Source organism: Actinomadura graeca (genome assembly GCF_019175365.1).
Classification (GTDB): domain Bacteria; phylum Actinomycetota; class Actinomycetes; order Streptosporangiales; family Streptosporangiaceae; genus Spirillospora; species Spirillospora graeca.
This window is the reverse complement of the sequence record NZ_CP059572.1, coordinates 5235948-5262686: the sequence shown is the minus strand read 5'-3', so window position 1 is coordinate 5262686 and position 26739 is coordinate 5235948. Positions and strand designations below refer to the sequence as shown.

At 68.5% G+C, this 26739-nt stretch carries 22 protein-coding genes; 7 read left to right on the top strand and 15 right to left on the bottom strand.

Annotation, left to right across the window (positions count from 1 at the left end; translation table 11 throughout):
* Positions 1 to 206: 206 nt before the first annotated feature.
* From folE to dacB, 6 genes are all read right to left on the bottom strand, one after another.
* Positions 207 to 821, bottom strand: a complete 615-nt coding sequence (folE, locus tag AGRA3207_RS23335; protein WP_231329180.1) for a GTP cyclohydrolase I FolE — start codon at positions 819 to 821, stop codon at positions 207 to 209.
* 5 nt (positions 822 to 826) lie between these two features.
* Positions 827 to 2842 (bottom strand): ATP-dependent zinc metalloprotease FtsH, encoded by a 2016-nt coding sequence (ftsH, locus tag AGRA3207_RS23330; RefSeq protein ID WP_231329179.1) that lies wholly within the window; start codon positions 2840 to 2842, stop codon positions 827 to 829.
* Between the two features lie 469 nt (positions 2843 to 3311).
* Positions 3312 to 3875: a hypoxanthine phosphoribosyltransferase gene (hpt, locus tag AGRA3207_RS23325; protein WP_231329178.1), complete on the bottom strand. Its 564-nt coding sequence runs from the start codon at positions 3873 to 3875 to the stop codon at positions 3312 to 3314.
* 100 nt (positions 3876 to 3975) lie between these two features.
* Positions 3976 to 5034, bottom strand: a complete 1059-nt coding sequence (gene tilS, locus AGRA3207_RS23320; protein ID WP_231329177.1) for a tRNA lysidine(34) synthetase TilS — start codon at positions 5032 to 5034, stop codon at positions 3976 to 3978.
* Positions 5035 to 5123: 89 nt separating this feature from the next.
* Positions 5124 to 6236 carry a zinc-dependent metalloprotease gene (locus AGRA3207_RS23315; RefSeq protein ID WP_231336350.1) on the bottom strand — a complete coding sequence of 371 codons (1113 nt, stop codon included), beginning with the start codon at positions 6234 to 6236 and terminating at the stop codon, positions 5124 to 5126.
* 224 nt (positions 6237 to 6460) lie between these two features.
* Positions 6461 to 7600 carry a D-alanyl-D-alanine carboxypeptidase/D-alanyl-D-alanine endopeptidase gene (gene dacB, locus AGRA3207_RS23310; RefSeq protein WP_231329176.1) on the bottom strand — a complete coding sequence of 380 codons (1140 nt, stop codon included), beginning with the start codon at positions 7598 to 7600 and terminating at the stop codon, positions 6461 to 6463.
* Between the two features lie 404 nt (positions 7601 to 8004).
* On the opposite strand from dacB, the gene AGRA3207_RS23305 reads away from it, so the two are divergent.
* A complete protein-coding gene (locus tag AGRA3207_RS23305) occupies positions 8005 to 8496 on the top strand; it encodes an inorganic diphosphatase (RefSeq protein ID WP_231329175.1) in 492 nt (163 codons plus the stop codon).
* Between the two features lie 228 nt (positions 8497 to 8724).
* Here AGRA3207_RS23305 and AGRA3207_RS23300 read toward each other — a convergent pair whose 3' ends face one another.
* The 3 genes from AGRA3207_RS23300 to AGRA3207_RS23290 all read right to left on the bottom strand — a co-directional run bounded on the left by AGRA3207_RS23300 (position 8725) and on the right by AGRA3207_RS23290 (position 12831).
* A complete protein-coding gene (locus tag AGRA3207_RS23300) occupies positions 8725 to 9990 on the bottom strand; it encodes a C40 family peptidase (protein ID WP_231329174.1) in 1266 nt (421 codons plus the stop codon).
* Positions 9991 to 10112: 122 nt separating this feature from the next.
* Entirely contained in the window at positions 10113 to 11930 is a 1818-nt protein-coding gene (locus AGRA3207_RS23295) for a sigma-70 family RNA polymerase sigma factor (RefSeq protein ID WP_231329173.1), read from the bottom strand.
* 154 nt (positions 11931 to 12084) lie between these two features.
* Complete coding sequence (locus AGRA3207_RS23290) at positions 12085 to 12831, bottom strand: nuclease-related domain-containing protein (RefSeq protein ID WP_231329172.1); 747 nt, start codon at positions 12829 to 12831, stop codon at positions 12085 to 12087.
* A 160-nt stretch (positions 12832 to 12991) separates the two neighbouring features.
* Between AGRA3207_RS23290 and AGRA3207_RS23285 the strand changes: the two genes are divergently transcribed.
* Positions 12992 to 14119 (top strand): MerR family transcriptional regulator, encoded by a 1128-nt coding sequence (locus tag AGRA3207_RS23285; RefSeq protein WP_231329171.1) that lies wholly within the window; start codon positions 12992 to 12994, stop codon positions 14117 to 14119.
* Positions 14116 to 16599, top strand: a complete 2484-nt coding sequence (locus tag AGRA3207_RS23280) for a VIT domain-containing protein (protein ID WP_231329170.1) — start codon at positions 14116 to 14118, stop codon at positions 16597 to 16599. The genes AGRA3207_RS23285 and AGRA3207_RS23280 overlap by 4 nt, the downstream gene beginning before the upstream one ends.
* Before the next feature lie 275 nt (positions 16600 to 16874).
* Here AGRA3207_RS23280 and AGRA3207_RS23275 read toward each other — a convergent pair whose 3' ends face one another.
* The gene (locus tag AGRA3207_RS23275) at positions 16875 to 18323 is read right to left on the bottom strand and encodes an MFS transporter (RefSeq protein ID WP_231329169.1); all 1449 of its coding nucleotides are present in this window, start codon (positions 18321 to 18323) and stop codon (positions 16875 to 16877) included.
* Positions 18324 to 18425: 102 nt separating this feature from the next.
* Between AGRA3207_RS23275 and AGRA3207_RS23270 the strand changes: the two genes are divergently transcribed.
* The gene (locus tag AGRA3207_RS23270; RefSeq protein ID WP_231329168.1) at positions 18426 to 18818 is read left to right on the top strand and encodes a MarR family winged helix-turn-helix transcriptional regulator; all 393 of its coding nucleotides are present in this window, start codon (positions 18426 to 18428) and stop codon (positions 18816 to 18818) included.
* Positions 18819 to 19160: 342 nt separating this feature from the next.
* Here AGRA3207_RS23270 and AGRA3207_RS23265 read toward each other — a convergent pair whose 3' ends face one another.
* From AGRA3207_RS23265 to AGRA3207_RS23255, 3 genes are all read right to left on the bottom strand, one after another.
* Positions 19161 to 20306: a hypothetical protein gene (locus AGRA3207_RS23265; RefSeq protein ID WP_231329167.1), complete on the bottom strand. Its 1146-nt coding sequence runs from the start codon at positions 20304 to 20306 to the stop codon at positions 19161 to 19163.
* A gap of 626 nt (positions 20307 to 20932) precedes the next feature.
* Positions 20933 to 21307, bottom strand: coding sequence for an MFS transporter (locus AGRA3207_RS23260; protein WP_231329166.1), 375 nt, complete (start codon positions 21305 to 21307; stop codon positions 20933 to 20935).
* Between the two features lie 70 nt (positions 21308 to 21377).
* The gene (locus tag AGRA3207_RS23255) at positions 21378 to 22109 is read right to left on the bottom strand and encodes an MFS transporter (RefSeq protein ID WP_231329165.1); all 732 of its coding nucleotides are present in this window, start codon (positions 22107 to 22109) and stop codon (positions 21378 to 21380) included.
* Between the two features lie 210 nt (positions 22110 to 22319).
* Between AGRA3207_RS23255 and AGRA3207_RS23250 the strand changes: the two genes are divergently transcribed.
* Complete coding sequence (locus tag AGRA3207_RS23250) at positions 22320 to 22937, top strand: dihydrofolate reductase family protein (protein WP_231329164.1); 618 nt, start codon at positions 22320 to 22322, stop codon at positions 22935 to 22937.
* Positions 22938 to 23091: 154 nt separating this feature from the next.
* Here the strand turns inward: AGRA3207_RS23250 and AGRA3207_RS23245 are convergent, their stop codons facing one another.
* Positions 23092 to 23238, bottom strand: a complete 147-nt coding sequence (locus AGRA3207_RS23245; RefSeq protein ID WP_231329163.1) for a hypothetical protein — start codon at positions 23236 to 23238, stop codon at positions 23092 to 23094.
* Between the two features lie 1014 nt (positions 23239 to 24252).
* A complete protein-coding gene (locus tag AGRA3207_RS23240; RefSeq protein ID WP_231329162.1) occupies positions 24253 to 24777 on the bottom strand; it encodes a hypothetical protein in 525 nt (174 codons plus the stop codon).
* 94 nt (positions 24778 to 24871) lie between these two features.
* Between AGRA3207_RS23240 and AGRA3207_RS23235 the strand changes: the two genes are divergently transcribed.
* The gene (locus tag AGRA3207_RS23235) at positions 24872 to 25039 is read left to right on the top strand and encodes a hypothetical protein (protein WP_231329161.1); all 168 of its coding nucleotides are present in this window, start codon (positions 24872 to 24874) and stop codon (positions 25037 to 25039) included.
* A 992-nt stretch (positions 25040 to 26031) separates the two neighbouring features.
* Complete coding sequence (locus AGRA3207_RS23230; RefSeq protein WP_231329160.1) at positions 26032 to 26679, top strand: class F sortase; 648 nt, start codon at positions 26032 to 26034, stop codon at positions 26677 to 26679.
* The last annotated feature ends 60 nt before the right edge of the window (positions 26680 to 26739 follow it).

The following is a 26739-nucleotide window of genomic DNA, read 5'->3' as shown; positions in this document are numbered from 1 at the left end:
CGAATCGCCGGGAGCCCAGTGGCCTGAGGCCCGGAAGCCGCCCAGAGGCCGCCCGGGAGCCGCCCGCAGCCCCCTCGCCGCCGGGTCGGAACCGGCGCCGGACGGCCGCCGCTGCGCCGCCGGGCGACGCAGGAACACCTGAACGGGCCTCAGCTTGCCGCTGAGGCCCGTTCAGGCGTTACAGGAAGCCGGGGAAGCTCCGGCGATCAGGAGCGGCCGAGGATGAGGCTCATCGCCTCGGCGCGGGTCTCGGGGTGATCACGGAAGTCGCCGCGGACCGCCGACGTCACCGTCTTGGCGCCCGGCTTGCGGACCCCGCGCATCGTCATGCACAGATGCTCGGCCTCGACGACGACGATCGCTCCGCGCGGCTCCAGGACGCTCATCAGCGCGTCCGCCACCTGGCTGGTCAGCCGCTCCTGCACCTGCGGGCGTCGTGCGTAGACGTCCACCAGCCTGGCCAGCTTCGACAGGCCGGTGATCTGCCCCTTCTTGTTTGGCGTGTACCCCACGTGGGCGACACCGTGGAACGGCACCAGATGGTGCTCGCACACGCTGTACACCTCGATGTCCTTCACCAGGACCATCTCTTCATGGTCGGCGTCGAAGACCGTGGTGAGCGCGTCCTCGGGCCGCTGGCGGAGACCGGCGAACTGCTCGGCGTACGCCCGCGCCACCCTCGCCGGGGTGTCGCGGAGCCCGTCGCGATCGGGGTCCTCCCCGATCGCGAACAGGATCTCGCGCACCGCCTTCTCGATCCGCGCGTGGTCGAAGCCAGGCGGGTCCTCCCGGATCGGCGCCTCGTCGTACGGGATGGCCAAGGTGATCAGCTCTCGCCCGGGGCCGGGTCGACGGCCTCAGAGGGGACCCCGCCGGTCACGCCGCCCTGTCCGTTGCCCTTGGTCAGGTCGGTCACGTCCTGCGGGCCGAGCAGAGCGAGCTCCTTGGGCGTGAGCACCGGCGGACGGTCGGACGGCAGGCGCTTGCCGTAACCGGTGTAGGAGTTCTGGTGCGGCCGCTTGGTGATCGGCGCGAAGATCTCCAGAACCTGGTCCTTGGACAGGGTCTCCTTGTCCATCAGGTTGACCACCAGGTCGTCCAGGACGTCCCGGTACTCGACGAGGATTTCCCACGCCGTGTCGTGCGCGCCCTCGATGTAGCGGCGGACCTCGTCGTCGATCGCCGAGGCGATGTCCTCGGAGTAGTCGCGCTCGTGGCCCACGTCGCGGCCGAGGAAGACCTCACCGGCGCCGGTGCCGAACTTGCGGGCGCCAAGGCGCTCGCTCATGCCGTACTCGGTCACCATGTTGCGCGCGATCGAGGTGGCCTTCTCGATGTCGTTCGCGGCGCCGGTGGTGGGCTCGTGGAAGACGAGCTCCTCGGCGGTACGCCCGCCCAGCAGCATCGCGAGCTGGTCGGTCATCTCCGAGCGCGTGGTGAGGAACTTGTCCTCCATGGGCAGCGTCATGGTGTAGCCCAGTGCGCGCCCGCGCGGGAGGATCGTCACCTTGTGCACGGGGTCCGCGTTGGGGAGCGCGTGTGCCACCAAGGCGTGACCACCCTCGTGGTAGGCGATGATCTTCTTTTCCTTCTCCGACATCACGCGGGTCTTGCGCTCGGGCCCGGCCATCACGCGGTCGATGGACTCCTCAAGGGTGTCCATGTCGATCAGCTTGCGGTCGAAGCGCGCCGTGAGCAGCGCGGCCTCGTTGATGACGTTCGCCAGGTCCGCGCCCGTGAAGCCGGGGGTACGGCGGGCGATCACGTCCAGGTCGACGTCGGGCGCGAACGGCTTGCCGCGCCCGTGCACGCGCAGGATGCCCTTGCGGCCCTCCAGGTCGGGACGGTCGACGGTGACCTGCCGGTCGAAACGGCCCGGGCGCAGCAGCGCCGGGTCGAGGATGTCGGGACGGTTGGTCGCCGCGATCAGGATCACGCCGCCCTTGACGTCGAAGCCGTCCATCTCGACCAGCAGCTGGTTGAGGGTCTGCTCGCGCTCGTCGTGGCCGCCGCCGAGCCCCGCCCCGCGGTGCCGCCCGACCGCGTCGATCTCGTCGATGAAGATGATCGAAGGGGCATTGGCCTTGGCCTGCTCGAACAGGTCGCGCACACGCGAGGCGCCGACGCCGACGAACATCTCGACGAAGTCGGAACCGGAGATCGAGTAGAACGGCACCCCGGCCTCACCCGCGACCGCGCGCGCGAGGAGCGTCTTGCCGGTACCGGGCGGGCCGTACAGGAGCACGCCCTTGGGGATCTTCGCGCCGATCGACTGGAACTTCGCCGGGTTCTGCAGGAAGTCCTTGATCTCTTCCAGCTCCTCCAGTGCCTCGTCGGCCCCGGCCACGTCGGCGAAGGTGGTCTTCGGGGTGTCCTTGGTGATGAGCTTGGCCTTGGACTTGCCGAAGTTCATCACCCGCGAGCCGCCGCCCTGCATCTGGTTCATGATGAACAGGAAGATCAGCACGATGACGACGATGGGGAGCAGGCTGAACAGCAGGTTCAGGAAGAAGCTCTGCTTGGGCACCTCGACGTTGTAGCCGCCGGGCAGCTTGCCGGCGTCCGCCTGCCGCTGCAGCTGCTGCTGCAGCTGGACGCCCTGGCCGTCGACCCAGGAGGCCTGCTGGTGCGTCTTGTCGTTGAGCGTGACCTCGATCCGCTGATCCTTGTCAATGATCTTGGCGGACTTCACCTTGCCCTCGGCGATCTCCTGGACCACCTTGGACGTGTCGGTCTTCTCGTACGAATGGCCGGGGTTGACGCCCCACATGATGAGGGCGACCAAGAGGCCGGCTAGCAGGATCCACAGCAGCGGCCCGCGAAAATAGCGCTTCACGTCCATTTATCCGGTTACCCCTTCGGGGCCCGTCCCTCCTGACCAACGTCTGTGTGCGATCCTCGCCCGTCCCGGGGGGCGGACGCCACTGCGACCAACAAAAGGCCCGTCGCCCTGGGTACCGGACCCACTGAGGCGCTCTCCCTCAGGTGGCTCCCTGACCCGATGGCCCGGGACACCGACGGTACACCGCAGTGGACAGGAGACGCAGCCAGCGCCGATCTCCTGATCCTGTCCATATACCCGTCAACGACCTTTGCAACGATCCGTCACGGTCCCTTGTTCCCCAGCGGCCCCGGCCAGCGCCGCCACCAGGCCGTGACGAGCGAACCGCACCCTCCGGCGAACTCCTGCCCGAAGGGCTTCCGCCCACACGTCCGGAGGGTTCCCGCCCGTACAGGATGCGGATTCCCGGTCGGCCCGGATCGGGTTTCTGGTCCGGCCAGAGGCGGACCGCATGCCACCCGTGTCCAGATCAGGCTCCGGGCCCGCCGTACACGTGTGGTGCCAGCGTGCCGACGAAAGGCAGGTTCCTGTACCTCTCCGCATAGTCGAGCCCGTACCCGATGACGAACTCGTTCGGGATGTCGAACCCGATGTACTTCACATCGATCTCGGTCTTGACCGCCTCCGGCTTGCGCAGCAGGGCACAGATCTCCAGCGAGGCGGGACCACGCGAACGCAGGTTGCTGACCAGCCACGACAGGGTGAGACCCGAGTCCACGATGTCCTCCACGATCAGCACGTGGCGGTCGAGGATGTCGGTGTCCAGGTCCTTGAGGATACGCACGACACCGGACGACTTCGTCCCGGAGCCGTACGACGACACCGCCATCCAGTCCATCGACGCGGGCGTGTGCAACGCGCGCGCGAGATCCGCCATGATCATGACGGCGCCCTTGAGGACCCCGACGAGCAGCAGGTCCCTGCCCGCGTAGTCGGCGTCGATCTGCCCGGCCAGCTCCCGCACCTTGTCCTGCAACCGGACTTCGGGGATCAGTACCTTCGCCAGGTCGGTGCCCAGGTCCTTCTCGTCCACAACCCCACCCTCATCGCTGTGACACTCGCCCGCCCGGCGGAACCGGGCGCCGCCGTGGCGCGGCGGGCGCGCCATGTGACGCTTCGCACACCGCGCGACATCAAGCCGGGCCGAACAGCAGCCTTCCATACCGCCGGAACGCCCGGAGCCCCCCGGGCAGATCCACGTGCCGCTGGCCATGCCAGGCCGTGACCAGCCGATCCACCGCATCGACATGGACGGCCGCGAGCGTACCCGGTGGGCTTCCGGCCCTGACCGCCGCCATCCGCAACACCCGGGTACGGACGGCTCTGGGCAGGTCACCGAGACCGTCAAGCCGGATTCCGACAAACACGTCGCTGCCGGTATCGCTGCCGGTGTCGGTTCCCGTGTCAGCGCCGGTTCCTTCGAGGTCCGCGAGTTCGGCGTAGGCCCGTTCGGCGAGGTCGTCGAGGACGTCCGCATCGTCGCGCAGCATGCGGGCCGTCCTGGCGAGCGCTTCGGCGATCCCAGGGCCCAGGGCCTTCTCAAGAGCAGGAAGGGCCTCGTGCCGAACGCGCACGCGCGCGTAGGACGGGTCGTCGTTGTGCGGGTCGTCCCACGGCTCCAGCCCCATTGCCAGGCAAGCCCTGCGCATGGTCACCCGGTCGATGTCCAAGAGGGGTCGCAGATAGCTCACGCTCGCCCCATCGTCCCCTGCTGGCCGTGTGAACGACGACGGCATGCCGGACAGGGAGCGCGCGCCAGAACCGCGCGCCAACCCCAGGAGGACGGTCTCGGCTTGGTCGTCCCTCGTGTGGCCCAAGAGGACGGCTGAGGCTTTCAAGCGGCCGGCCGCACCGTCCAGGGCGTCGTAGCGGGCGTTGCGGGCCGCGTTCTCCACACCACCGTGCGTACCGACCGAGACCGCGATCGACCCGACCGGGTCCAGGCCGAGACCGGCGAGGGTCCGGACGACGGTGTCGGCACGCACGTCCGAGCCGTCCTGAAGGCCGTGGTCGATCGTGACCGCGCCCGCCGGACGCCCCGAGCGGGGCGCCTCGAACGCCAGTGCCCCTGCGAGGGCCAGAGAGTCGGCCCCGCCGCTGCATGCCGCGAGCACGAGCGAGCCGGGCGGCAGGGGACCGAGCGCCGAACGCACAGCGAGGCGTACCGCCGCCACTGCCGGATCAGGCCCCATGCGAAACCCTTACCACCACGCTGGGGAGGACGCGAGAAGGCGGAGGAAGACAGGGGCGGACCCCGCATGGGCGGACATGGGACGGACGCTCAGGCTTCACTCGCCTCCGGCGGCGCGGTGTCGATGGCGTGAGGCCCGACGACCCGGCTGATCCACAGGGCCGGCTCCTTGATCTCGTCGTGGGTCGGCAGTGTCTCAGGCGACTCCCAGACCTTGTTGAACCCGCTCATGCCGGCCTCCGCGACGACCCGGCGCACGAACCGCGAGCCCTCCGCGTACTGCTTCATCTTCAGGTCGATGCCGAGCAGCCTCCGGATGGTCTTGTCCAGCCTGGACCCGCCGTCGCGCCGTCCCTGGAAGCGCGAGCGGATCTGCTGCACCGACGGGACGACCTCCGGCCCGACCGCGTCCATGACGTAGTCGCCGTGGCCCTCGACCAGGGTCATCACCGCGGTGAGACGGTCGAGGATCTTCCGCTGCTCGGGGCTCTGGATCGCGTCGATGAGGTTGGCGTCGCCTCCGCGGACGGCGTCCGCGACGGCCTCGGCCGCGTCCCGGATGCGGTCCAGCATCACACCGGGATCAAGGTCGGACGCCAGCAGGAACTGGGTCATCTGGTCCTGCACGTACTCGCGCAGCCAGGGAACACCCGTGAACTGGGCGCGGTGCGTCTCCTCATGCAGGCAGACCCACAGACGGAAGTCACGGGTCTCCACACCGAGTTCCTGCTCCACATGCACGATGTTCGGCGCCACCAGGGTGAGCCTTCCTGTAGGCGCGCGCCCGGTGGGGTCCGGCGGTAGGAACAGCTCGTACTGGCCGAGGACCCGGCTGGCCATGTACGCGAGGATCGCGCCGACCTGCATGCCGGTGACGCGGGAACCAACGGCCTGCACGACCACGTTCCCCGCGCCGCCGAGCGGCCCTGCGCCGCTGCGCTCGGTCATCTGCTCCATGAGCGGCTCGAGCACAACCCGGAAGCCGTCCACGTTCGCCCGGATCCACCCGGGCCTGTCCACGACCGTCGCCGGGGCCGGATCGAGCTCGGAGGCCATGCCGGTGAAGTCCCTGACGTGTCCATGGGCGAGTTTCGAGAGCTCGCGCAGCTCCGCCACGACCTCATGGGCCTCGGCATGGCTGACCTGAGGGCCCGGCCTGACGAGCCGGGTACCGGCCTGGACCGCTACGTTCCAGTCGATCATTGAGGCGCTCATGTACTCCACCGTACGTTTCGGAGACGGCGCCGGAGCGCCCCTGCACGATCGTTCAACGAACAACCGTTCTGGTTATCTCCCATACGGCTCCCCCCACACACCACCAGCGCGGGTACTGGCCGCCGTACACGGCCCATCGCACGCCTCACCCGCGCGAGTAGGTCACCTACGTGGCACGTCAACTACGCGGTGCGTGAGCTACGCGCGGTACGTCAGCCGCATCCGCATGCCGCGATGGCCGCCGCCAGCCGATCCAGCTTGCCCGGGTCCACGGTCCCCTTCCCGTCCCCCGCCATGAAGGCGAACGCCAGGAGGCGTCCGTCGGCGTCGTAGGCGACGCCCGCGAGCGTGCTGATACCCGAGAGCGTCCCGGTCTTGGCGCGGACCACGCCCGCGCCCGCCTGGCTCATCGGAACCGTGTAGCGCGGCGGGCTCAGCGTCCCGGAGAACCCGGCGACCGGCAGCCCCGTGATCACCGCGCGCAGTTCCGGACGCTCCGGCGCCGCGGCGAGCGAGACGATGCGGGCGAGCGCGATGGGCGAGATCCGGTTCTGCGGCGAGAGCCCGCTGCCGTCGTTGACCAGGACGCCGTCCGCGACTCCGAGCCGGGCGAGAACCTGGCGCACCGCCTGCGCACCGCCCGCGAACGACGGCTGACGACCCAGTTTGATGGCGACCTGTCTCGCCATCGCCTCCGCGACGTCGTTGTCGCTCTCGGTCAGCAGATGCTCGACAAGGGCCGACACAGGAGCCGACTGCACGGCGCCGAGCTGCGCCGCGCCCTTCTGGGCGACGGCCTGCCGCCCCGCCCTGGCGGGCACCCCGTTGGCGGTGAGGAGACGCGCGAACGCCGCCGCGGCTGCAGCGGGCGGATCGCCGACCCGGGAGTTCCGCGTCGGGTCCGCAGGGGAGACCCTTCCCTCGTCCACGGTCAACGCGCTGACGGGAGCCAGCTCACCGTCGGGCAGGTAGTTGGGCTTCCAACTGGCCGCCGCACGAGGCCCCTGATACGCGGACGCGTCGTAATCCACCTGCACGCGCCCAGCACCTGTGGTTCTGCCGGTGGCCTTGAGGGCCGAAGCGGTCTGTTGCGCCAGTTCCGTAAGCGACGCGTAAGGCGGGTGGCCTGCGCCTGGACGCTCGGGCAAGGCCGTCAGGGTGGGGTCCCCGCCGCCGACCAGGACGACCCCGCCACCGCGACTCCGCACCACCCGGGTGGTGATCCGATGCTGCGGGCCCACCGACGCCAGCACGGCCACGGACGTCGCCAGCTTGGTCGTCGAAGCGGGGGTCGCGGGCCGGTCCGCCCGCTGCTCGAAAATCGGGCGACGGCTTACGGCGTCGATGACCACCGCGTTGATCGTCCCGCCCGGTCCCCCGATCAGAGGCGTCAGCCGTCCCGCGACGGCGGGCGCGTTCGGGGGACGGACCGCCGCAAGGTCGGCCGCGGGGATCCCGCCTGGCGCTTGGACGAGGTCACGCGCGGCCACGGAAGGGGGCTGTGGCGACAGATGCCGCTCGGGTGTGAGTTTTGCCACTGCAAGCCCAGCTGCAACGATGAAAACATTAAGGAGGGACAGTGACAGCACCGCCAGGGCCCCGGCCCGTCCCGGCACGTGACCGCCCCTCTCCCACTCAGCACTCACCAACGTGCGACATCCTTATATATGGGAACACCCACCCTGTGGGGCCGGCCTCGCCCTCACAGGCTCCCGAAAGACTATTCACTGCGGCCGCGCAGGGAGCGGAGGACATCTTGGATTTCGACGTCACCATTGAGATCCCGAAGGGTCAGCGGAACAAGTACGAGGTGGACCACGTGTCCGGGCGCATCCGGCTCGACCGCATGCTGTTCACCTCGACGCAGTATCCCGCCGACTACGGGTTCATCGAGGACACGCTGGGCGAGGACGGGGATCCTCTGGACGCGCTGGTCCTGCTGCAGGAGCCGACGTTCCCCGGCTGCCTCATCCGCTGCCGCGCGGTGGGCATGTTCCGGATGACGGACGAGGCCGGTGGTGACGACAAGGTCCTCTGCGTCCCCGCGACCGACCCGCGCATGGAGCACCTGCGCGACATCCACCACGTCCCCGAGTTCGACCGGCTGGAGATCCAGCACTTCTTCGAGGTCTACAAGGACCTGGAGCCCGGGAAGTCCGTGGAGGGCGCCAGCTGGGTGGGCCGCGTCGAGGCCGAGGCCGAGATCGAGAAGTCCCGCAAGCGCGCGGTGAACCAGGGCGGCCACTGAGCATTGTCCGGCCCGGGTGCCGGCTGGGCCACGCCCAGGTGCTGAGTCGCGGACGGCGCCGATCCGCTCCCGGCGCGCCCATGCGACAAGAACGCCTCTGTAGGACCCTTCCGTACGGACGCCGTGCGGAAGGGTCCTTGCGTTGCGTGCCGTGTGCGTCGTTCTGCAAACGTGCGTCCGTCGGTCCGCTCGTGCGCCGGTCCGGCAGAGCGACCTGGACGATGCCGCTCAGCCGGACGGACGCGTGGCGCCTATGAGGTCGCTCCGCTCGATACTGGAGATGCGTACACGCGCGCCCGTGTACGGGGCTTCCACCATGCGGTCCTTGCCGATGTAGATGCCCACATGGTGGATCGTGTCGGGGTTGGACGTGTCCCTGGCAAAGAAGACCAGGTCTCCTGGGTTGAGCTCGTCCAGTGGCACGTGGGGGCCGGACGTCCACTGCGTGCCGGTCCAATGGTCCAGGCGAACACCGACCTGGTTCCACGCGTACATCGCCAGGCCCGAGCAATCGAAGCCGACGGTTCCCGCGCCCTGTCCGGAGCCGAGGCTCGGCCCATCGGTGGTTCCTCCGCCCCAGGAGTACGGGGTACCAAGCCACCTCAGCGCCGCGCGTGCAACGAGCGCACCGCGTTCTGTGGATGTGGCCGACACAACCGCCGCGCTTCCGGGGTCTTCTGGATCGGTACGAGCTTCGGCCTCTTCCCGTGCCCGTGCCCGCGCGCGCTTTAGCTCAGCGGTTCGCGCTTCGGCTCTGTCAAGCCGTCGCTCTAGCGCCCGCTTCTCCACTCTGATGCGCTGTACCGAGGTCTGCTGTTGGGCTACAGCCTCCTGCGCGAGGCGTTGGGCATCCTGTGCCCGCCTGGTCGCGGCGCTCTGTTCATCGAACGCGGCCTTCATCTGCTTACGGAAGATCTCCGCGACGTCCTGTGCGGCCTCCACCCGGCGGACGAACCCGGCGCGTTGCTTGGCGAGCACCTCGACCATCCCCGCCCGGTCCATGAAGCCCTGGGGACCGCCATCGCCGACGAGGGCGGACGGCACGCGGGCGTAGCCGGTGTTGTGCTGATAGGCCTGGGCTGCGAACGTCGCCAGTTCGGCCTGGCTCTCCTCCACTCGGCGGCCGGCTTGGGCAAGCCGCACCTGGCCGTCCCGGTATGCCTGTTGGGCACGTTCCAACTTGACCCGTTCACCGTTGAAGCGTTCGATGGCGCCCTCAGCGGCGACCGCGAGTTCGTCGAGTTCGCCGTCCGCCTGAACGAGCAGGGCGGTCGTGCGCCCCACCTCGGCCGCACGGGCCTCGGCCTCGCGCTCGCTCCTCTCCACGTCCTCCGCGTTGGGCGAGGGCTTGACCGCGGCGCGTGCGGTCATGGTCGGCAGCAGCATGCTCATGCCGAGCGCCATGCCTGTGGAGAACGCGAGGAAGCGCAAGGTCGCGCCGCAGGTGATGGAGGAAACCCGCTTACGGCAGAGAACCGCTGTGCTCGGTGCCATGCACACGTCCTCCCCCGGACGGGTTTTACTTAGCGCAAATGATCACCTACGAAGAGTAGTTGAGTCGGGCAACGATCGGAACTTCCTCGCATCGGCATCCACCACTGCTGGAAGCGGGTTGCTCAAACTCCGGACGGAACAGGCGCTGGGCTCTGCCCCGAGGAAGCCGGTGTGTCGTAGGGCAGGTTGCCCGAGGACGAGATAGTGCCCGCAGACGGCGGTTTGGGTTCGACTTCCGGCGGCGGGCCGGAGGCGGACGAGGGCCCGTTCTGTGGCGTTTCCTCTGACGTCGGCGGTCTCGGCCCGGAGGAAGACGGACCACCGGGCCCTTCGGACTTCGACGGCATAGGAGGTACCCCCGGATCTGCGGGAGTCGGAGTAGGCGAGGGCTCCGGGCCCGGACCGGGTGCACCTGGCCGCCAAGTGATGCGCACACGAATCCCACCCGGCTGGAAGGTGATGCCCCCCTCCCCACCCGTCCGCGCGTCTCGGACGACGTGCACGGTGACGGTCGTCCTCCGTCCAGGCTGGAGGTACCCAGACGACTGGCCCGCTCTTACGCGGCCCCAGGAGGTGGCGTGCCAGGTGATGGGACCGCCTTCTGCACGCAGTTCCACCGACCCGTCCGAATGTCCGGCCAGGTCGAGGAAGAGTGGCGTGACTTCAAAAGCCCGCTCCGAGGCGGGCGCTCTGCCGCCCTTCGCCCCGCGGTCCGGCACGGTGGGCTCCGGCGGTGGTGAGGGCAGGGCGATAGGTGGCGCGGACGAGGCACGTGAGCCGAGGGGGAAGGTGGCCGACACTGGGACGGCGTCCATGGTCCCGTCCTCGGCCGGCCGAACACGAGGAGGATCGTCCTCGGCGGGCACCTGCGAGACGCCGGGCACGGCGGTGGGACGACGTCCCGGGGTGGTGCCCACCGGGCCGGTGTCCCAGCCCACCAGCCGGAGGAGCCCGTGCACAGAGGCGAAGACCCCGCCGACGAGGAGCGCCACGACCGCGAGTGCCGTGAGCAGGCGGACAGCCTGAGTTGATGCCTCGCTCCTAGCGGACACCCCATGCGCCCTCCGGGAGCGGACGAACCGCAATGGGCCTCGCCCGGAGCGGAACGACTCAGGTGCGGACGCGTCCCGCTTGGCCCGGGCCGGGAACCCTGAAGACGTGAATTCCGTGACCCGTGCACCGACAAAAAGCCGATAACCGATCAATTCCGGATCCAGAAAGCAGCTCATGACGCGGAGCCGCAACTCTGCCGGAAGATCAGCGCTCGGCAGCAACCCGTAGACCTTGGCCGCCGACACCGTGCGCGGACGGAATGCTCCGCAGGTCCCGCAGTCCTGCGCATGCCCGAGAAGCCGGCCGCTGAGTTCCGCAGACGGCTCCCCTTGCCGCTCGCGCAGGAGCAACGCCCGTTCGGCACAGCCGTAGGGTCCTTGGTGCGCGAGGATCTCCGCCGTCAGCGCCCCTTCCAGCTCTCCGTGCGCACGGTCGAGCGCGGCCTGCGCGTCCCTGACCGGCATGTCGAAGACCGCCGCCAGGTCGGGGACCGACAGCTGATGCCGGACCCGCAATTCCAGGAACTCCCGCGTCAGCGGACGAAGCGCGAGAACGGCCTTCCACGCCATGATGCGCTGGTCGACATCCTCTTGATCATGACTGGCGACCGGGACGTCGGGCGGACGCCCGCGCGTGGGCAGGCGCCGCGCGCACTCCAGCCGGGTGATGGCGTACAACCACGGCCCGAACCGGTCCGGGTCACGGAGCCGGTCGATGTGCGCCTCGGCGACCACGAATGTGTCGCGCAGCGCGACCTGGGCCGCGTCACGGTCATGCAACTGGAACCAGCAGTAGGCGTAGAGCCGGTCGGCATACGCGTCGTACACCGCGGTCGGAGCATCCGGATCACGCGCGCGTAGCGCTTCGACCAGAAGATGGTCGTCCATGCTAGAGAAGGTAAAGGCTCCGAGGGTATTGAGCGGCGATTACAAGAGATCCGCTAGAGAAAGCAGATACCATTCTTGGCGATTGCTGGATAAATTACCGAATTACGGCTTTCGCCACATGAGGGGGTTCTGCTCCCGCTCCGCCGCATTGATCTCATTCCACGAACAGCGTCTCCATCATCGGACGCAGCAGCCGCTCGCCGGCGGCGGCGATCGCGGCGACCTGCGCGCTGGTGAGGATCACGGGCCGCCCCTCAAGGGCACGCGGCACCGCTCGGGCGGGACAGAAGAACACCCCGCCCTGCCGCAGGCCGTCCCGTCTTAGCCGCGCCCCATGCACAACGACCACAGGCTGGACCCGGACTCGGTCGCCCATCTCCCCGGAGAGAATCTTGGCGACGGTATCGGCCGCCTGCACGGCGGTACGTACGACGTCGTCGGCGGATCGCCTTCCCGCCCACAGGCGGGAGTCCTCCACACGCAGCCCCGCTCCCCACCGGAATCGCCTGCTGGCGACCGCGTACACACCTGTCAGAGCGACCACAAGGTGATCGAGGTTCGCCGGGCTCCCCGGCAACGCCCGGTCATGCAGGACGTGATAGCCGGCCGGATCCAGCCTGGCCAGCCGCCTCCCGGTACGACGCTCGGCCCGCGCGCCCCGTCGCCAGTTCGCCATGGGCCCCGGCCGAACCCTCGTGAACACCGCATGCCCGACGAAGACGAGAACAGCGACGACGGGCCCCGCCCACCAGGCGCTCACCCCGGCGGCGACCACACCGGCGCTACACGCCAGCACTCCGCGCAAGGCGCGCCGTTCCCAACGGTGCTCGGCGGCCAGCTCGCGGTAGCGGAACAGCGCCGATGCTCCGGCGCGGGACGCACCGACACCGCTGCCTCGCACGTGAACGCCCTTCCGCCCGCCCCGAAGCCGCATCCGGAGGCACAAGCGTCCGCCAGGCCAAGGGTTCATTCAAGACCTTCGGCATCTTTGCTGGATTTTCGGTGCGATCCCGGGCGATCTGAAGTTGACACTGTCATCGTGACAGTGTCACCATCCCTTCATGGACGGCATCTGGACGATCGGCGAGCTGGCGGAACATGCGGTCGCGGCGCTCGCCACGACCGAGTCCGCGCAGCTCAGCGGCCGGGTGCGTGACATGCCCAACGAGCGGCTTATCCGCTGGTACACCACGATCGGCCTCGTCGACCCGCCGCTGGGGCGCCGCGGCCGCGCCGCGCTCTACGGCCCGCGCCATCTCCTCCAGCTCGTCGCGGTGAAGCGCCGCCAGGCCCTCGGCCGCACGATCGCCGAGATCCAGTTGGAACTGGCCGCCGCCACCGACGCGATGCTCGAAGAGATCGCGGCACTCCCCTCCGGCGGCGGCACATCGGCACCGCCGCGACCGTCGGCCACCCCCTCCGCCCCCGAGGCACAGGAGGCGGTTCCGCCCTCCGGGCGACACGGATCCCAGGTGTCCGCCCGCAGAGCGCCCGCATCACTTCCCGGGAGTGACAACACAAGCGGGCGCTCCGCGCGACCGCCCTCCCCGCCGATCACCAAGAAGGGCGCCGATGAGGGCGCCCACGGACCGTCCATCAAAAGCGACCCATCAGACCCACCTCTCGCGGAAACGACACGAACAGAAGACCGAGGAAGCTCCGGCCAGACGCCGACGAGCAATGACGACTCGCAACACCCGGTCTTCGGTAGCCGACCCATCACCGGAAGCACATCGGCCGAGCCACCGCACCCCGCAGACAACGAAACACGTCCCGATGCTCTGATCAGCCGGACTCAGAGCCCGGGGAGCAGCACCGCGGAACCGGGCTCCACTCACCCTCGCGCTCCGGGCGCGACTGAGGCGGCGACTACCGCAAGCGCCCCGGGAGACCCGAGTCCGCAGACCACTCAACAAGCCCGGTTCTGGCGCGCCCGCCCGGATGTGTCGTACGGGCGGGCCGCCGTGTCCGTCGACTACGGCTCCACCCGACCAGGAGTCGTCCAAGGTGTCCGGCTGGCGCCGGGCCTGACGCTGCTCCTGGACGTCCCCTCGCTGAGCGGTGACGACCTCGCCGCGATCGAGACCGCCGCACGGCCGCTGCTCGATGAGCTGCGACGGCGAGGTCTCGTCCCATCCGCCGAAGGGCCCGTGCCCTTGCCCGTCGATCCTCCCCGGAGGCCACAGTGACCGTGCGCATCCTGCCGTTGCCCGAGACCGCGACGCCTCCGGCCCCCGACCGCGGCCTCGGCACGCTGACCACCGACAAAGGCAACCTGCCGCTCGACTCCGTTGACGTTCACGCCTCGATCACGGGGCTGGTGGCCGGAGTCGAGGTCGTCCAGGGATTCCGGAACCCATTCGACGTTCCCCTTGAAGCGACCTACATCTTCCCGCTCCCCGACCGCGCCGCCGTCACCGCCCTGCGCATGGAAGCGGCGGACCGCGTCATCGAGGGAACCCTGGAAGAACGAGGACAGGCTCGGGAGGACTACGACACCGCGATAGCCGCGGGCAAGCGGGCGGCGATCGCCGAGGAAGACCGCCCGGACGTCTTCGCCATGCGCGTGGGGAACATCCTGCCGGACGAGCGCGTCACGATCCGGATCGCGCTGAGCCAGCCCCTGCCCTGCGAGACGGACGAGTCGGGTTCCACCGCCACGTTCCGGTTCCCGCTGGTCGTGGCCCCCCGGTACATCCCCGGAACGCCCCTGGAAGGCGAGCGCGCGGGCGCAGGCGCAGCGGACGACACCGACGCCGTGCCCGACGCCTCGCGGATCAGCCCGCCGGTACTGCTGCCCGGATTCCCCAACCCCGTGCGGTTGTCGATCACCACTGTCATCGACCCGGCCGGTCTGCCTCTCACCGAGATCCGCTCCGCACTGCACGTGGTGAAGGAAGAAGACGACGGCGACCGTACGACTCTGCGGGTCCAGCCGGGCGAGCGCCTCAACCGCGACTTCATCCTGCGCCTCGGCTATGCGGGACACGAGAGCGCATCCCTGTCCCTGGTCGCGGACGGGTCCGGCGACGAGGGGACGTTCACCCTGACCGTCCTGCCCTCCGGGGAGTCCCGCCCGGCACCGCGCGACGTGGTGCTCATCCTCGACCGGTCCGGCAGCATGCAGGGCTGGAAGATGGTCGCCGCGCGCCGGGCCGCCGCCCGGATCGTCGATACCCTGCGCAACGAGGACAGGTTCGCCGTCCTGTCGTTCGACACCGTCATCGAACGCCCTCGCGACCTGGCCTCCGGGTTGGCGGACGGCACCGACCGCAACCGTTTCCACGCCGTCGAACACCTGGCGACGCTGAACGCGCGTGGCGGCACAGAGATGCTCGCCCCGCTCGACGAAGGCTGTGCCCTGCTCGCCGACTCCACCCGCGACCGGGTCCTCGTCCTCATCACCGACGGGCAGATCGGCAACGAAGACCAGATCCTCGCGCGCTTGGAGCCCCGCCTGCAGGGCGTCCGTGTCCACACGGTCGGCATCGACAGGGCCGTCAATGCGGGCTTCCTGAACCGCCTCGCCGCCATGGGCCAGGGCATATCCCGCCTCGTCGAGTCCGAAGACCGACTTGACGAGGCGATGGAGCTCATCCACCGCCACATCGGTTCACCGCTCGCCACCGACCTCACTCTCCACCCCACTGGCCTGGAGATCATTCCGGACTCGGTCACCCCGAGACGGCCGGGAACGCTCTTCCCGGGCGTACCCCTGGTCATCGCGGGTCGTTTCCGGGGCGCGCCGTCCGGCGCGGTTTCCGTCCGTGGCACCGCAGCCGATGGCACGGCCTGGGAGCAACATGCCAACGGCACGATCGGCGACGACCCCGCCGCCGTCTCCATCTGGGCTCGCGCCCACCTTCGCGAACTGGAGGACCACTACGCGGTCGGCGGTCCCGACGACCTCGAACGCCGGATCGTGGACACGTCCCTGACGTTCGGTGTCCTCTGCCGCTTCACCGCCTTCGTGGCCGTCGACAGCCGCGTGGCCACCGAGAGCGGCACCCTTCACCAGGCCGTCCAACCGGTGGAGCTACCCGACGGGTGGGCCGCCCCGCACGCGCCCCGGGTCGCCCACGCCGCCTTCATGGCCCCGATGGATGCCGTCGTCCCGCCACCCGCCATGGGATACGGTGCCGCGCCGGTTCCCAGCGGTCCGCCTCCCGCCGCCCCGTCCATGCCGGGCAGCCATCCCCGCCGCGGCTCGGCCCGCACAACCGCAAGCGTCCACAGGACGCCCCCGCAGACATACCCAACTCCCCCGACACCAGCACCGGCACCGGCGGAGCCAGAAGGGAAGCCACGAAAGGCAACAGGTACCGGAGCACGCGGTGGAGATACGCCGGAGTCCCTCAAGCGAGCCCGCGCCCCCTTCATGGACGAGCTGTCCGCGGAACTGAAGCGGCTCCGCAGCGTCCCCGACGATCACGACCAGCGGATCGCCCACCTGCTGACGGAGCTTCTCCCGCTCCTCGACTCCCTGGTCGAGCGAATGGAAGCCCGGCGACTCGACACCACGCCCCTGACCGCCCTCCGTGACGAACTTCGGCTTCTCGACACCACCTCCGACCAGGCGCGCGTCCAGGGAGTTTGGAGTCAGGCGCTCCAGGTCCTCAGCACCCTCACCAAGGAGCCGCGCCGCCCCTTCTGGAAACGCAGCAGATAGGCGCACAGACAAAGTCGGCCCGCGAGACGAACGCCCAGCCGAAGGCGGTCCACGGCCCGTCGCAGAGCAAGACCGCACCACCCTTGCTCGACTCCCAACAAGCGGCTCAACCCACAACAAGCAGCTCGATACACAACAAGCGCTCGACCACAACAAGCGGCGCGACCCACGACAAGCGGCGCGACTCGCAACAAGCTGAGGAGGTGGATGAGGTGAACACGCGCCAGGGGCGCCTTCCTGGCTGGAAGACGCCCCCGCGGTTCCGGGTCGTTCGATCAGGCGTGTGCGGGACGGCTACGACGGAGCAGCGGGATCACGTTCAGCACGAGACCCACGACCGCGACGCCACTGACGAGGTTGACCCCCGGGTGGAACTCGCCGAAGTCACCGCCCCCGCTGTGCGCGCCCCCCGCGACGAGGGCGGTCACGACGGCCAGCACCAAGGCGGCACCGACCTGACCCGACGTCTGGACGAGACCGGAGGCCAGCCCCTGCTCCGCGTCCTCGATGCCGTCGGTGGCCTGGGCCATGATCGAGCTGAATCCGAACGCGAACCCTCCACCCAGCAGGAGCATCGTCGGCAGGACGGTGAACGTGTAGTGCGGGGTGTCACCGGCGGTGGCGAGGAACCACACGTAGCCGAGGCTGAGCGACAGCATCGAGCTGATGATCAGCCGCGCCGTCCCGTACCGGTTGATGAGACGGCCGACGAACGGGGAGCCGAAGGCGACGACGAGACCGGCCGGCAACAGCGCCATGGCCATCTTCAGCGGAGACCAGTGAAGGACGTCCTGCAGGTAGAGGGTCATCATGAACTGGAAGCTCAGGTACGACCCGAAGAGCGCGACGATGCTCAGGTTCGCGCGGACGATCGAGCCGATCCGCAGGATGCCGAGACGGATCAGCGGGTGGCGCACCTTGTTCTCTGTGACGACGAAGCCGATCAGCAGGGCCGCCGCCAACGCGACCGAACCGAGAGTGACCGGGTCGAGCCAGCCCCGGTCCGGTGCCGAGACGACGGTGTACACGGCGAGGAGCATTCCGCCGGTCAGGGTGATGGCACCGACGAGGTCATGTCCGCCGTCCGCCGCCGGCTTGTCACGCGGAATCAGAGCGAAACCGGCGACAAGCGCGATCACGGCGAGCGGGACGGGGGTCAAGAACGTCCAGCGCCAGCCGAAGCTCGTGAGCAGCCCGCCCAGGATCAACCCGGACGAGTAACCGCTGGCGCCGAAGACCGAGAAGACCGACAGCGCCCGGTTGCGCGCGGGTCCCTCGTGAAAGCTGGTGGTCAGGATCGACAGGGCGGTCGGCGCGGTGAACGCCGCCGCGAGACCCTTCACAAAACGGGTGACGATGAGGAGCGTGCCGTCATTGACCAGTCCCCCGACAAGCGACGCGACCGCGAACACGGCCAGCGCGATGAGGAAGACCCGGCGGCGTCCGAGCAGATCCGCGGTACGGCCGCCCAGCAGGAGCAGCCCGCCATATCCCAGCACATAGCCGTTCACGATCCACTGAAGCGAGGTCGTCGACAGTCCGAGCTCGGATCCGATCGAGGGCAGCGCGACGCCCACCATGGAGACGTCGAGTCCATCGAGGAACAGCACGGCGCAGAGCACCGCGAGCACCCCCCACAGCCGAGGAGTCCAGGTCTGTTCGGCCGGGGCGCCGGTGGCCGGCGCGCGGACAGCGGAGGCAGGTGAGGTGTCGGTGATAGTCACGTCGCAGGACAGTACATGCATGTGCATCAAATGTCTACGCACTAAATTCCTAAGAATTTAATGCGAGTGCATCTGATGCGCGCGCATGCTAGGATGCGCGGCATGGAGTCGAACGCTGCTCTGGTCGACCGGTGGCGGTCGCTGCTGACCTGCTACAACACCGTCGCGTGCGATCTCGATCGCACGCTGCAGGAGGCCCACGGCCTGACCATGAGCGAGTTCGAGGCACTCGACCGGCTCGTCGAGGCCGACTGTGACAAGCGCCGCATGCAGGAACTGGCAGCGGACATGTACCTCAGCCAGAGCGCCCTCTCCCGCACGGTCGCCCGTTTGGAGAAGAACGGCCTCGTCCAGCGCGGCCTCTGCGAGTCCGACCGCCGCGGCGTCTTCGTCAGCGTCACCGAGGCCGGCCGCCACCGCCATGCCGAGGCCAGAATGACCCACTCGGACATCCTCGCCAAGCACCTCTCGGACGCCCCGCAAGCGGTCGCCTGACCAGCTCATCGAACGCCCCGCCCCGCACCGCGTTCATCCGTCCGGCGGCTGCGTCCCCGTCCGCGCCCCACCATTGACCCGGTCGCATGGCCCCGTAGGCAACCCGTTCCTCCGGCTCGCAGGAACGCGCCTGCTCTTCAGTCGATGACCTCGTCAGAGCAGCCTCCTGCCACCTCACCGCGTGCGGGATCGCGCCAGGAACGTGTCAGCTCCTCAGTCGATGACCTCGTCAGAGCAGCCTCCTGCTGCCTTACCGTGTGCGGATCAGGCCTCGGTTTCGTCGCAATCGGGTCGGCCGTGCCGCCGGGGTGGCGAGCCGTCGGAATGGTGCGGCAGTTCGCGTCAGCGGCCTGGGCCGCCGATCTTGGGGCCGTCCGGCCAGAGGGAGACGAGGTCGGCAGGAGTCAGCGGTCTCGCATAGGCCGCGTGGAGCACTTTGCGGCGCGTTGCCGGATCGGCCTCGGCGAGGTGGACGAACCAGTCGATTCCAGCCGGATAGGACCAGAGGTAGGTGCGCAGTTGGGGAGATCCGCGGTCCGTAAGAGTGTCGGCGATCACGGCGTCGCTCCACCAGGGGATGCGGCTCCGGGCGTGATCGGCGAGGTCGCGAATGGGCACCCCGTCCTCAAGCCCGAGGTGCAGTTCGGCACGGACGAGCTGGATGAAGTGGTCAAGCCGGATCCGGGCGGTGAGCACCTGGTCGTCCGGGATGACGAAGAGCGGCAACGCCTGGGCCAGACCTTCGAGAAGCACCTGCTGCAAGGCGTGCACCGACATCAGTCGAATCCATGGCGCGGAGGTCTTCGCCGTCTCCGTCCAGCTGGAACTTTGCAGGCCGTGCCCCAGAACCTCGTGCAGGGCGAAGCGTCGGGCGCCGACCTTCGTGAAGACCGCATTCCGCAGATTCAGCCGCAACCGGACCCGGTGACCCGCGCCGTCCAGCCAATATGCCCAATAGGCGTCTACGTTGGCGGTTTCGATGTCCAACTCGAACGGCGCGGTGCTGCCCGTGGCCTCTCGGACGGCGGGTTCGAGTTGATCGCTGGTCTTGCGGATGGCGTCCGGCGCATCCTCCAGGCCCAGCGGTCCCTCGACCTCGTTCATGTCGTCACCGGTGCCGGGACCCCAGTTCACTCCCAGTTCCGCCAGCGCCTCCCGGGCCTGCTCGCCCCGCGCGCGAACGTACTCCGGAGACCATCCCGCGGCTCCACAACCCTGTGTCACCTGGACGTATTCGGCCAGCGGCCTTCGTTCACCGAGCAGGGCGCCGAGGTAGGCGATGTCGGCGTCGAGACGTCCCGCAAGGCAGTCCTCGTCGGCGCGGTCCCTCAACTCGGTCAGCCTTTGGTAGACCTCCAGCCTGTCTCCTGCAGGTTCGACATCTGCATCCACGGGGTGACAATCGAAATCGATCACCGGGGAGCCTCCACGGCGGACCTCGTATGCATGCCACGCCCGCAGGACGGTCTCCGCCTCGTCCCGCACCATGTCGACTCCCTGCTGTTCCACAGGCCACTCCAAGATCAGGTTTTCTGGGAACCCTAACTGCCGACATGACCGTCGTCACAGAGCCAAATCAGCCAAAGCTGGGCCCCTTGTCCTCCCGAGATTTGGGTGCGGCGCAGGGCCGATGCGCCACGAGGTCCACGCGCTCGGATCACGGACTTGGACCGGCGGCACAGCGACGGCGCGCGCAGGACGCATCCATGCGATGACGTCCGACGCGCCGCGGAGCCGAAGTCATATCGAGTAGCCAGGCACGTTCCTCATCGGACGGACCACTGTCTCTGGAGCGGCTCGGGGGCCACGGAACGGGTCTGGGTTTCAGACGAGTCAGGGTTCGCGGGAACGTCAAAATTTCCTGGTCAGGTAAGGATTCCCGGGACGAGTCAGAGATCCCAGGACGGATCAGGGTTCCGGGACGGGGTCGAGTTTCCAGGGAGGGGCAGAGGTTCCAGGGCAGGGCCGAGGGTCGGGGCGGGGCCGAGAATCCGGGGCGAGGCAGGAGGTCCGGGGCGGGGCAGTGTTCGGTGATCGGGTCGGCAGAGGGCCCCGAGGGCCGCTCCTCACGCGGGACGTTCGCGTAGTGCCCGGGCCGGGATCCCAACGAGCAGTTACCAGTCGCCTAGTGTGACGACGACGGCGCTGATCTGAAGCCCGAGGTCGAGGCTTCCCGTGATGGTCTTGATCCAGCCGAGCATCGCAGGGCTGGTCGCCGCGGCGAAGGAGCCCATCGTCGTCACCATGGCGATCCCGCTGGTCGCTGCGGGTCCGGATAGGTAGATGGACGGGATGGAGTAGAACACCGTCAGCCCGCAGTAGTGCGCCCCGGTCATCAGGGCGAGCAGCACGATCACCACGTACGGGTTCGCGGCGGCGAAGGAGAGCGCGATCAGGCAGCAGGCGGCGGCGAACTCCGCGTCGGCGGCCTGCCACCGGCGTTCCAGCGTCCGGTCGGAATGGCCTTCGACGACCAGCATGACCGCCATGCCCAGGATGGGCGGGTCGCAGCGAGCAGACCGATGTCCAGGACGTCACCGACGCCGGACGTGTCGATGATCATCGGCGTCCAGACGGAGACCGCGTTGGCGAGCGTGTACGCGCCGCAGGAGACCAGGCCCAGCACGTAGACACGGGGATCGCGCAGCGCGTGCAGCATGCTCCCGTGCCGGTCGGCGCCGCCCTTGTGCTCCTGGTCGGCTGCGAGGTCGTTGACGACCGCGCGCTTCTCCTCTGCGGAGAGCCAGCCCGCGTCCACCCCGCCTCCGCCGCGCCGAGCAGGAACCGGGCACCGCAGAACAGCACGGGAGAGGTCGCCAACGAGGTCACGATCGTGACCACGCCCCAGGTGACCATGATCCGCAGCAGCGTCTTCCGAGCGCCGATACGGGCCAGCAGCATGTTGCTGGGGACCTCGAACAGGAGGAAGCCGACGAGGAACAATCCGACGGCCAAGCCGTGCACCTGGGCACTGAACCCGAGATCCTTCTCCATCCTGACCTGCGCGATGCCGATGTTGGTGCGGTCGATGAAGCTGACCACGTGGCACAGCAGCAACAAGGGCATGACGCGGAAGGCGGTCTTCCGGTACAGGTCGTCGCGGGAGGGGGAGACGGTTCCGGAAACGGGACGGGCTCTACGCGGCGGGGGCGGGGTCACGCTGCGCTCCTGGATCTGCAGGACGGTGGCGACGACCTGCTGAACGGCGTTCGCCATCCTGTGGCGACGCGCCAGCGCCCGCGCCTGCGCCTGCGCCTGCGCCTGCAAACGAGCTCGGCTGAACGACCGCATCCCGTCGCGCCCAAACCGCCGCGACCACACCGCCAAGCATGCTTGCGGCGCGTTCCTCCACCGCGCCGGTAGCGCTAAGCCGATGCAAGGACGCCCTCTAGAGTCGTGCCGTACAGATGACCTGCTGCTGGGATGGGTCGCCGATGAGTTCGGCCGGTTCGCGTGGTCTACACGGACAAGCACTATCGACGAGTGGCAAGGGGACCCCTCATGCGGAAGATCATCGCGGAGCTGTTCATCTCGCTCGACGGCGTGGTCGAGGCACCCGACCAGTGGCACTTTCCTTACTTCAACGACGAGATGGGCGCGGCGGTCGGCGCCGCCCTGGGCGCCGCGGACACGCTGCTTCTGGGACGCAAGACCTACGACAGCTTCGCGGGGGCCTGGCCCGACCGGGAGGCGGCCGGCGGCGAGGACGCCGAGTTCGCGAAGTCCCTCGGCGATGCCCGGAAGATCGTGGTCTCCAACAAGCAACTGGAATTCACCTGGAGGAACACCGAGCAGCTCAAAGGCGACCTCCTTGAGGCGGTCACCGCTCTGAAGAAGGAGCCGGGCGACGGCGTCATCGGCATGTCCGGCTCGGTCTCGGTCGTCCGCGCGCTCCTGGCCGCCCGGCTGATCGACGAGTTGCACCTGCTGGTGCACCCGATCGCCGTCCGCAAGGGCATGCGGCTGTTCGACGAGGGCGACGACTCGATCCCACTGAAGCTGATTTCGTCCGAGACTTTTGAGACCGGCGTGCTCAACCTCTTCTACGCTCCCGCCGAGCCGACCGCCGAGGCCACGTACGACGATGCCAAGACCCACCTGCCCGAAGCACAGCGCTAAAACGATCCGCGCCGCCAGGGCCGCGCACTCATCCACATGAACGCTCGCGTGCCTGGGACAGTCGCCCCAGGCACGCTCGACCTCTCGGCACCGTCTTATCGCCACTTCAGGACCGGTGCTATGCCCTGGCCGTGTGGCTATGCGCTGGTTGCGGCTATGCGCTGGCCGGTGGGTTCTGCTTGGCGGCGTGAAGCAGGTAGACGGCCGTCAGACTCGCCAGGTCATTGACGAGCTGATGAACGTCGTTGGGTTGCGCACCCAGAACGACCAGCGCGGTGATCAGTACGGCTCCGATGCCCATAGCAGGGATCGGCCCGTCGGATCGAGGTATCGTCCTCACTGAGGCCCTCCTTAGGGGGAGTTCTCGCAGCCATCGCCCTTGTCCCATGTCCAGTGCGTCAAGGGCGGTGGCGAACCAGTCAGCGCAAGCGTAGTTGGAGATTGCGCGATTGTGAACGCCTTCACAAGAAGATTGTGAAGGTCTTCACAAGGTGGTGACGGGGCGGAGTATCCCTGCCTCGCCGTTTTCCCCGGTCAGTGCCCCGATCGGCAAACGCGGCCTCCATCGAGAAACCGTCTCTGGCCTGCCGGAGCCGACCACCGAGCCTGCACGAAGGGGAGCCACCGCCGCCAGGCCGCCCGCCGAGCAACGTCGGCAGCGCACTATGAAGCGCCTGACGCATGTTCCAACACGCGCGTGTTGCGGCGGTCCCGTCTGCGGACCGGGCCAGCTTCGCCCGGCCGGGATTGCTTGTGCAGAGAAGAGCGACGCCGTCAGCACACCGCCGTCGCGACCGGTCGCCGACTAGGCAGCATCACCCCGCCGATTACACCTCGCGCCCGTGCACGCTAGCCGTCCGGCAGAGGCATCTACGGCAGACGCGCGTCGTAAGAGAGAGCCAACGACGACGTTCCGGTGCGCTAGTGGTAATTCGAGTAATTCAGCTGACGAAGACCCCTCGCGGCGGTCGCGAGAGGTCTTCGAAGCGGAGTCGCCTGTAGGTATCGAAACGGCCTATTCGTTAGAAGCTAGATCAACGATAAGCGTTATACCCCCGGGGACTGCACAGGAGGGGCGGCTGCAGACGATTTGGCCGTCCATCGCCGTCCAACCTTTATGTCACTCAGCTGGTCGATCACCGGATGTTACCGCGTGCGACCGTTGTCCCACCTCCCGGCCCTGTCGCAGCACGTGCTAGCCCGGACCTCATTGCGTGTCGTACCGATCAACCTCGGCGATGCAGCCCCACTCGAAATGCCAGACAAGTTCCGGCTTCGCCTCGCGCCAGCACGGGCACAACGACCTGTTAGCTGGTTACTGCGTCTCTCGGATAAGGGTGGCGGACTGGCCCGAGAAGCGCACGAGGGCGTTGTGCGGCGCAGCCTTCACCCAGGCGTCGAACCCGGAAATGGAGCACTTGCTGACGTTGGGTGGGGTGGTGCCGTCCGGGCACTTACCCCCGGCGACATACAGGACGGTGTCATTGGCGGTGAAGAAGATGACCCCGCCAACGGAGAACTTGCCCGGCGCCAGATAGCTCAGCCGTCCCCACTTCGACTTGATCTGCTGCCCACCCTGACCCGTGCGCGGGGCGGGCTGGGCCGTCGGGGCGCCCGAAGCGCCCGAACCACCCGGGCCACCCGAGCCACCCGAGCCACCCGAGCCACCCGAGCCACCGGGGTCGGACGCGGCGCTCGGCGTGGCGGCGCCGCTCTGCAGAGGCGTGGCGCCCACGGGCGGCGGCGCCGAGGTCTTGCTGTTGCTGTCGCCATCGCCGCCGCAGGCCGTCAGGCCGAGCGCCAAAGCCGCCGTAACTCCGGTGATCACGATCTTTCGCATGGGTCCCCGCTCCCGTCCTCGGTACGCGACCTTCCTGATCGCGCTGTACCGGGTGTGATGCGGGCGCCGCCCGGAGGGGTTGGCGCGCCACGACGTGATCAACCTGACCCGGCGCATCGCGAACCTGCGAGCCGACGCCGACGTCTGGATGGCCGGCGGCATAGAGAAGTTCGCGCAGTTCCGAAACAGTCTCGATCTTGGGCGCGCCACCAGCCTCTCCGGTCGCACACCAGCGTTTCGATGCTCGCATCGCTGTCAGTGAGGTGGCTCTCCCACCGCCCGACCACATGTGCCTGATACTTACGCGAACATGAATCTACTTCACAAAGGAGGGGCCGAAAAGCACTGAGGAGTGCAGTCATATCGCAGGCTCCTGCAACCACCCGGCTTGAGCCCGCTGCCAGCCCGCATGGGCCCCGTCCTCGTCGCCGGACCCCGGACACCGGCTCACTCGGCGACGGTCTCGCGCAGCGGTTCGCCTTCCCGCAGAGCCACGGCGCTAGCAGAGCCAGCGGCGCCGGGCAGCGCCGGGCAGCGCCGCGATCCGGTTGCCGAGCCTGCACACCCATCACGCCGAATCGTGCCGGTGCCCGCTGTCCGTCTCTTGTGGCGCCGTCGCCCCGTCCCGCAGCACGCCCCCTCGAACCCTGCCTGCCGCCACGAAATCCTCGTTCCGCTGCCGTGGCATCGGCTCACTCACCCACCTCGCTTGCCCAGCCCCTCGCCGGGGTGCAGCCCTCGACGTCAACACCCCCAGTACGAATTCACTGCCGACCCGTGACCGATTCACGCACGGAAGGGATTCACACTTTAAGACCCACTCAGACGCCGGTTTTTCGGACGGAAGTGAGCGGGTCACCTCAGAATGGCCCCTGACCTGCCCAGCCGATTTTTCGGTTCATGACGAACCCGCTTCCGGACAGCGGTTCTCATCTCGATTCTCGTCAACCCCACTCATGCACACCACGCCCGAGCACCTCGCCGAGCGCTCCCGGCCTACCAGGTTGACCTGCGTAAATCTGGAGTCACAAGCGTCAGGCCGTGTTCTTGGTCTCAGTTATTAACAAGACAGTCAAAAGTCTTGAAAATCCAATCGCTTCTGAAAAAGCCCGTCACTCCCCACTCGTCACCTACTATTCACCTATCCCTTTCCCCACTCCAAGCCGCAAACGTTAAACCTGGGGAACTACGGTTCGAGCGTCGTTGCCAGTGCGATACGAACCCACCTTCCGAGCGATCGAAGGAGTGCGATCCGTGACGCATCGTGGCCGGCGTACGCGCGTCCTCGCCGCCGTCGTCACGGGGCTGTCCGCCGTCCTTTTGGCCGCGTTCTTCACCGTCCAGGCGACGCGGGATCAGCCGACGGCCGCCGCCCCGCCGATGCCGTCTCCTGACGCGTCCCGTCCGGTCGAGCGCATCACCACGCCGGACCTGCCGTCCTCGGCGCCCGTCCGCCTCGAAGTACCGCGCATCGACGTCCGGACCCCGCTGATGAAGCTGGCCGAGAACCCGGACCGGACCATCGAGACGCCACCCCTGAGCCGCGCCCAGGTGGCCGGCTGGTACCGGCTCGGCGCCGCGCCCGGCAGCCGCGGCGCCGCCGTGATCATCGGGCATGTGGACACGACGCGCGGCCCGGGCGTGTTCTACCGGCTGGGCCGACTACGTCCCGGGGACAGGACGAGCGTGCTGCGCGCCGACGGCCGCACCGCCGTATTCGAAATCGACTCCGTCGAGCACTTCGGCAAGGACAGCTTCCCCACGAACCGCGTCTACGGCGACCCCGGCTACGCGGCGATCCGCCTCATCACCTGTGGGGGACGCTTCGACCCCGTCACCGGTCATTACGTCGACAACGTCATCGCTTTCGGCCACCTGCTGCGCTCGGACGAGGCGCGCTGACATGCGTCCAGCGTCCGGAAACGGCATGAGCGTCCCACCGGAATTCCCGCCGCCTGGGCA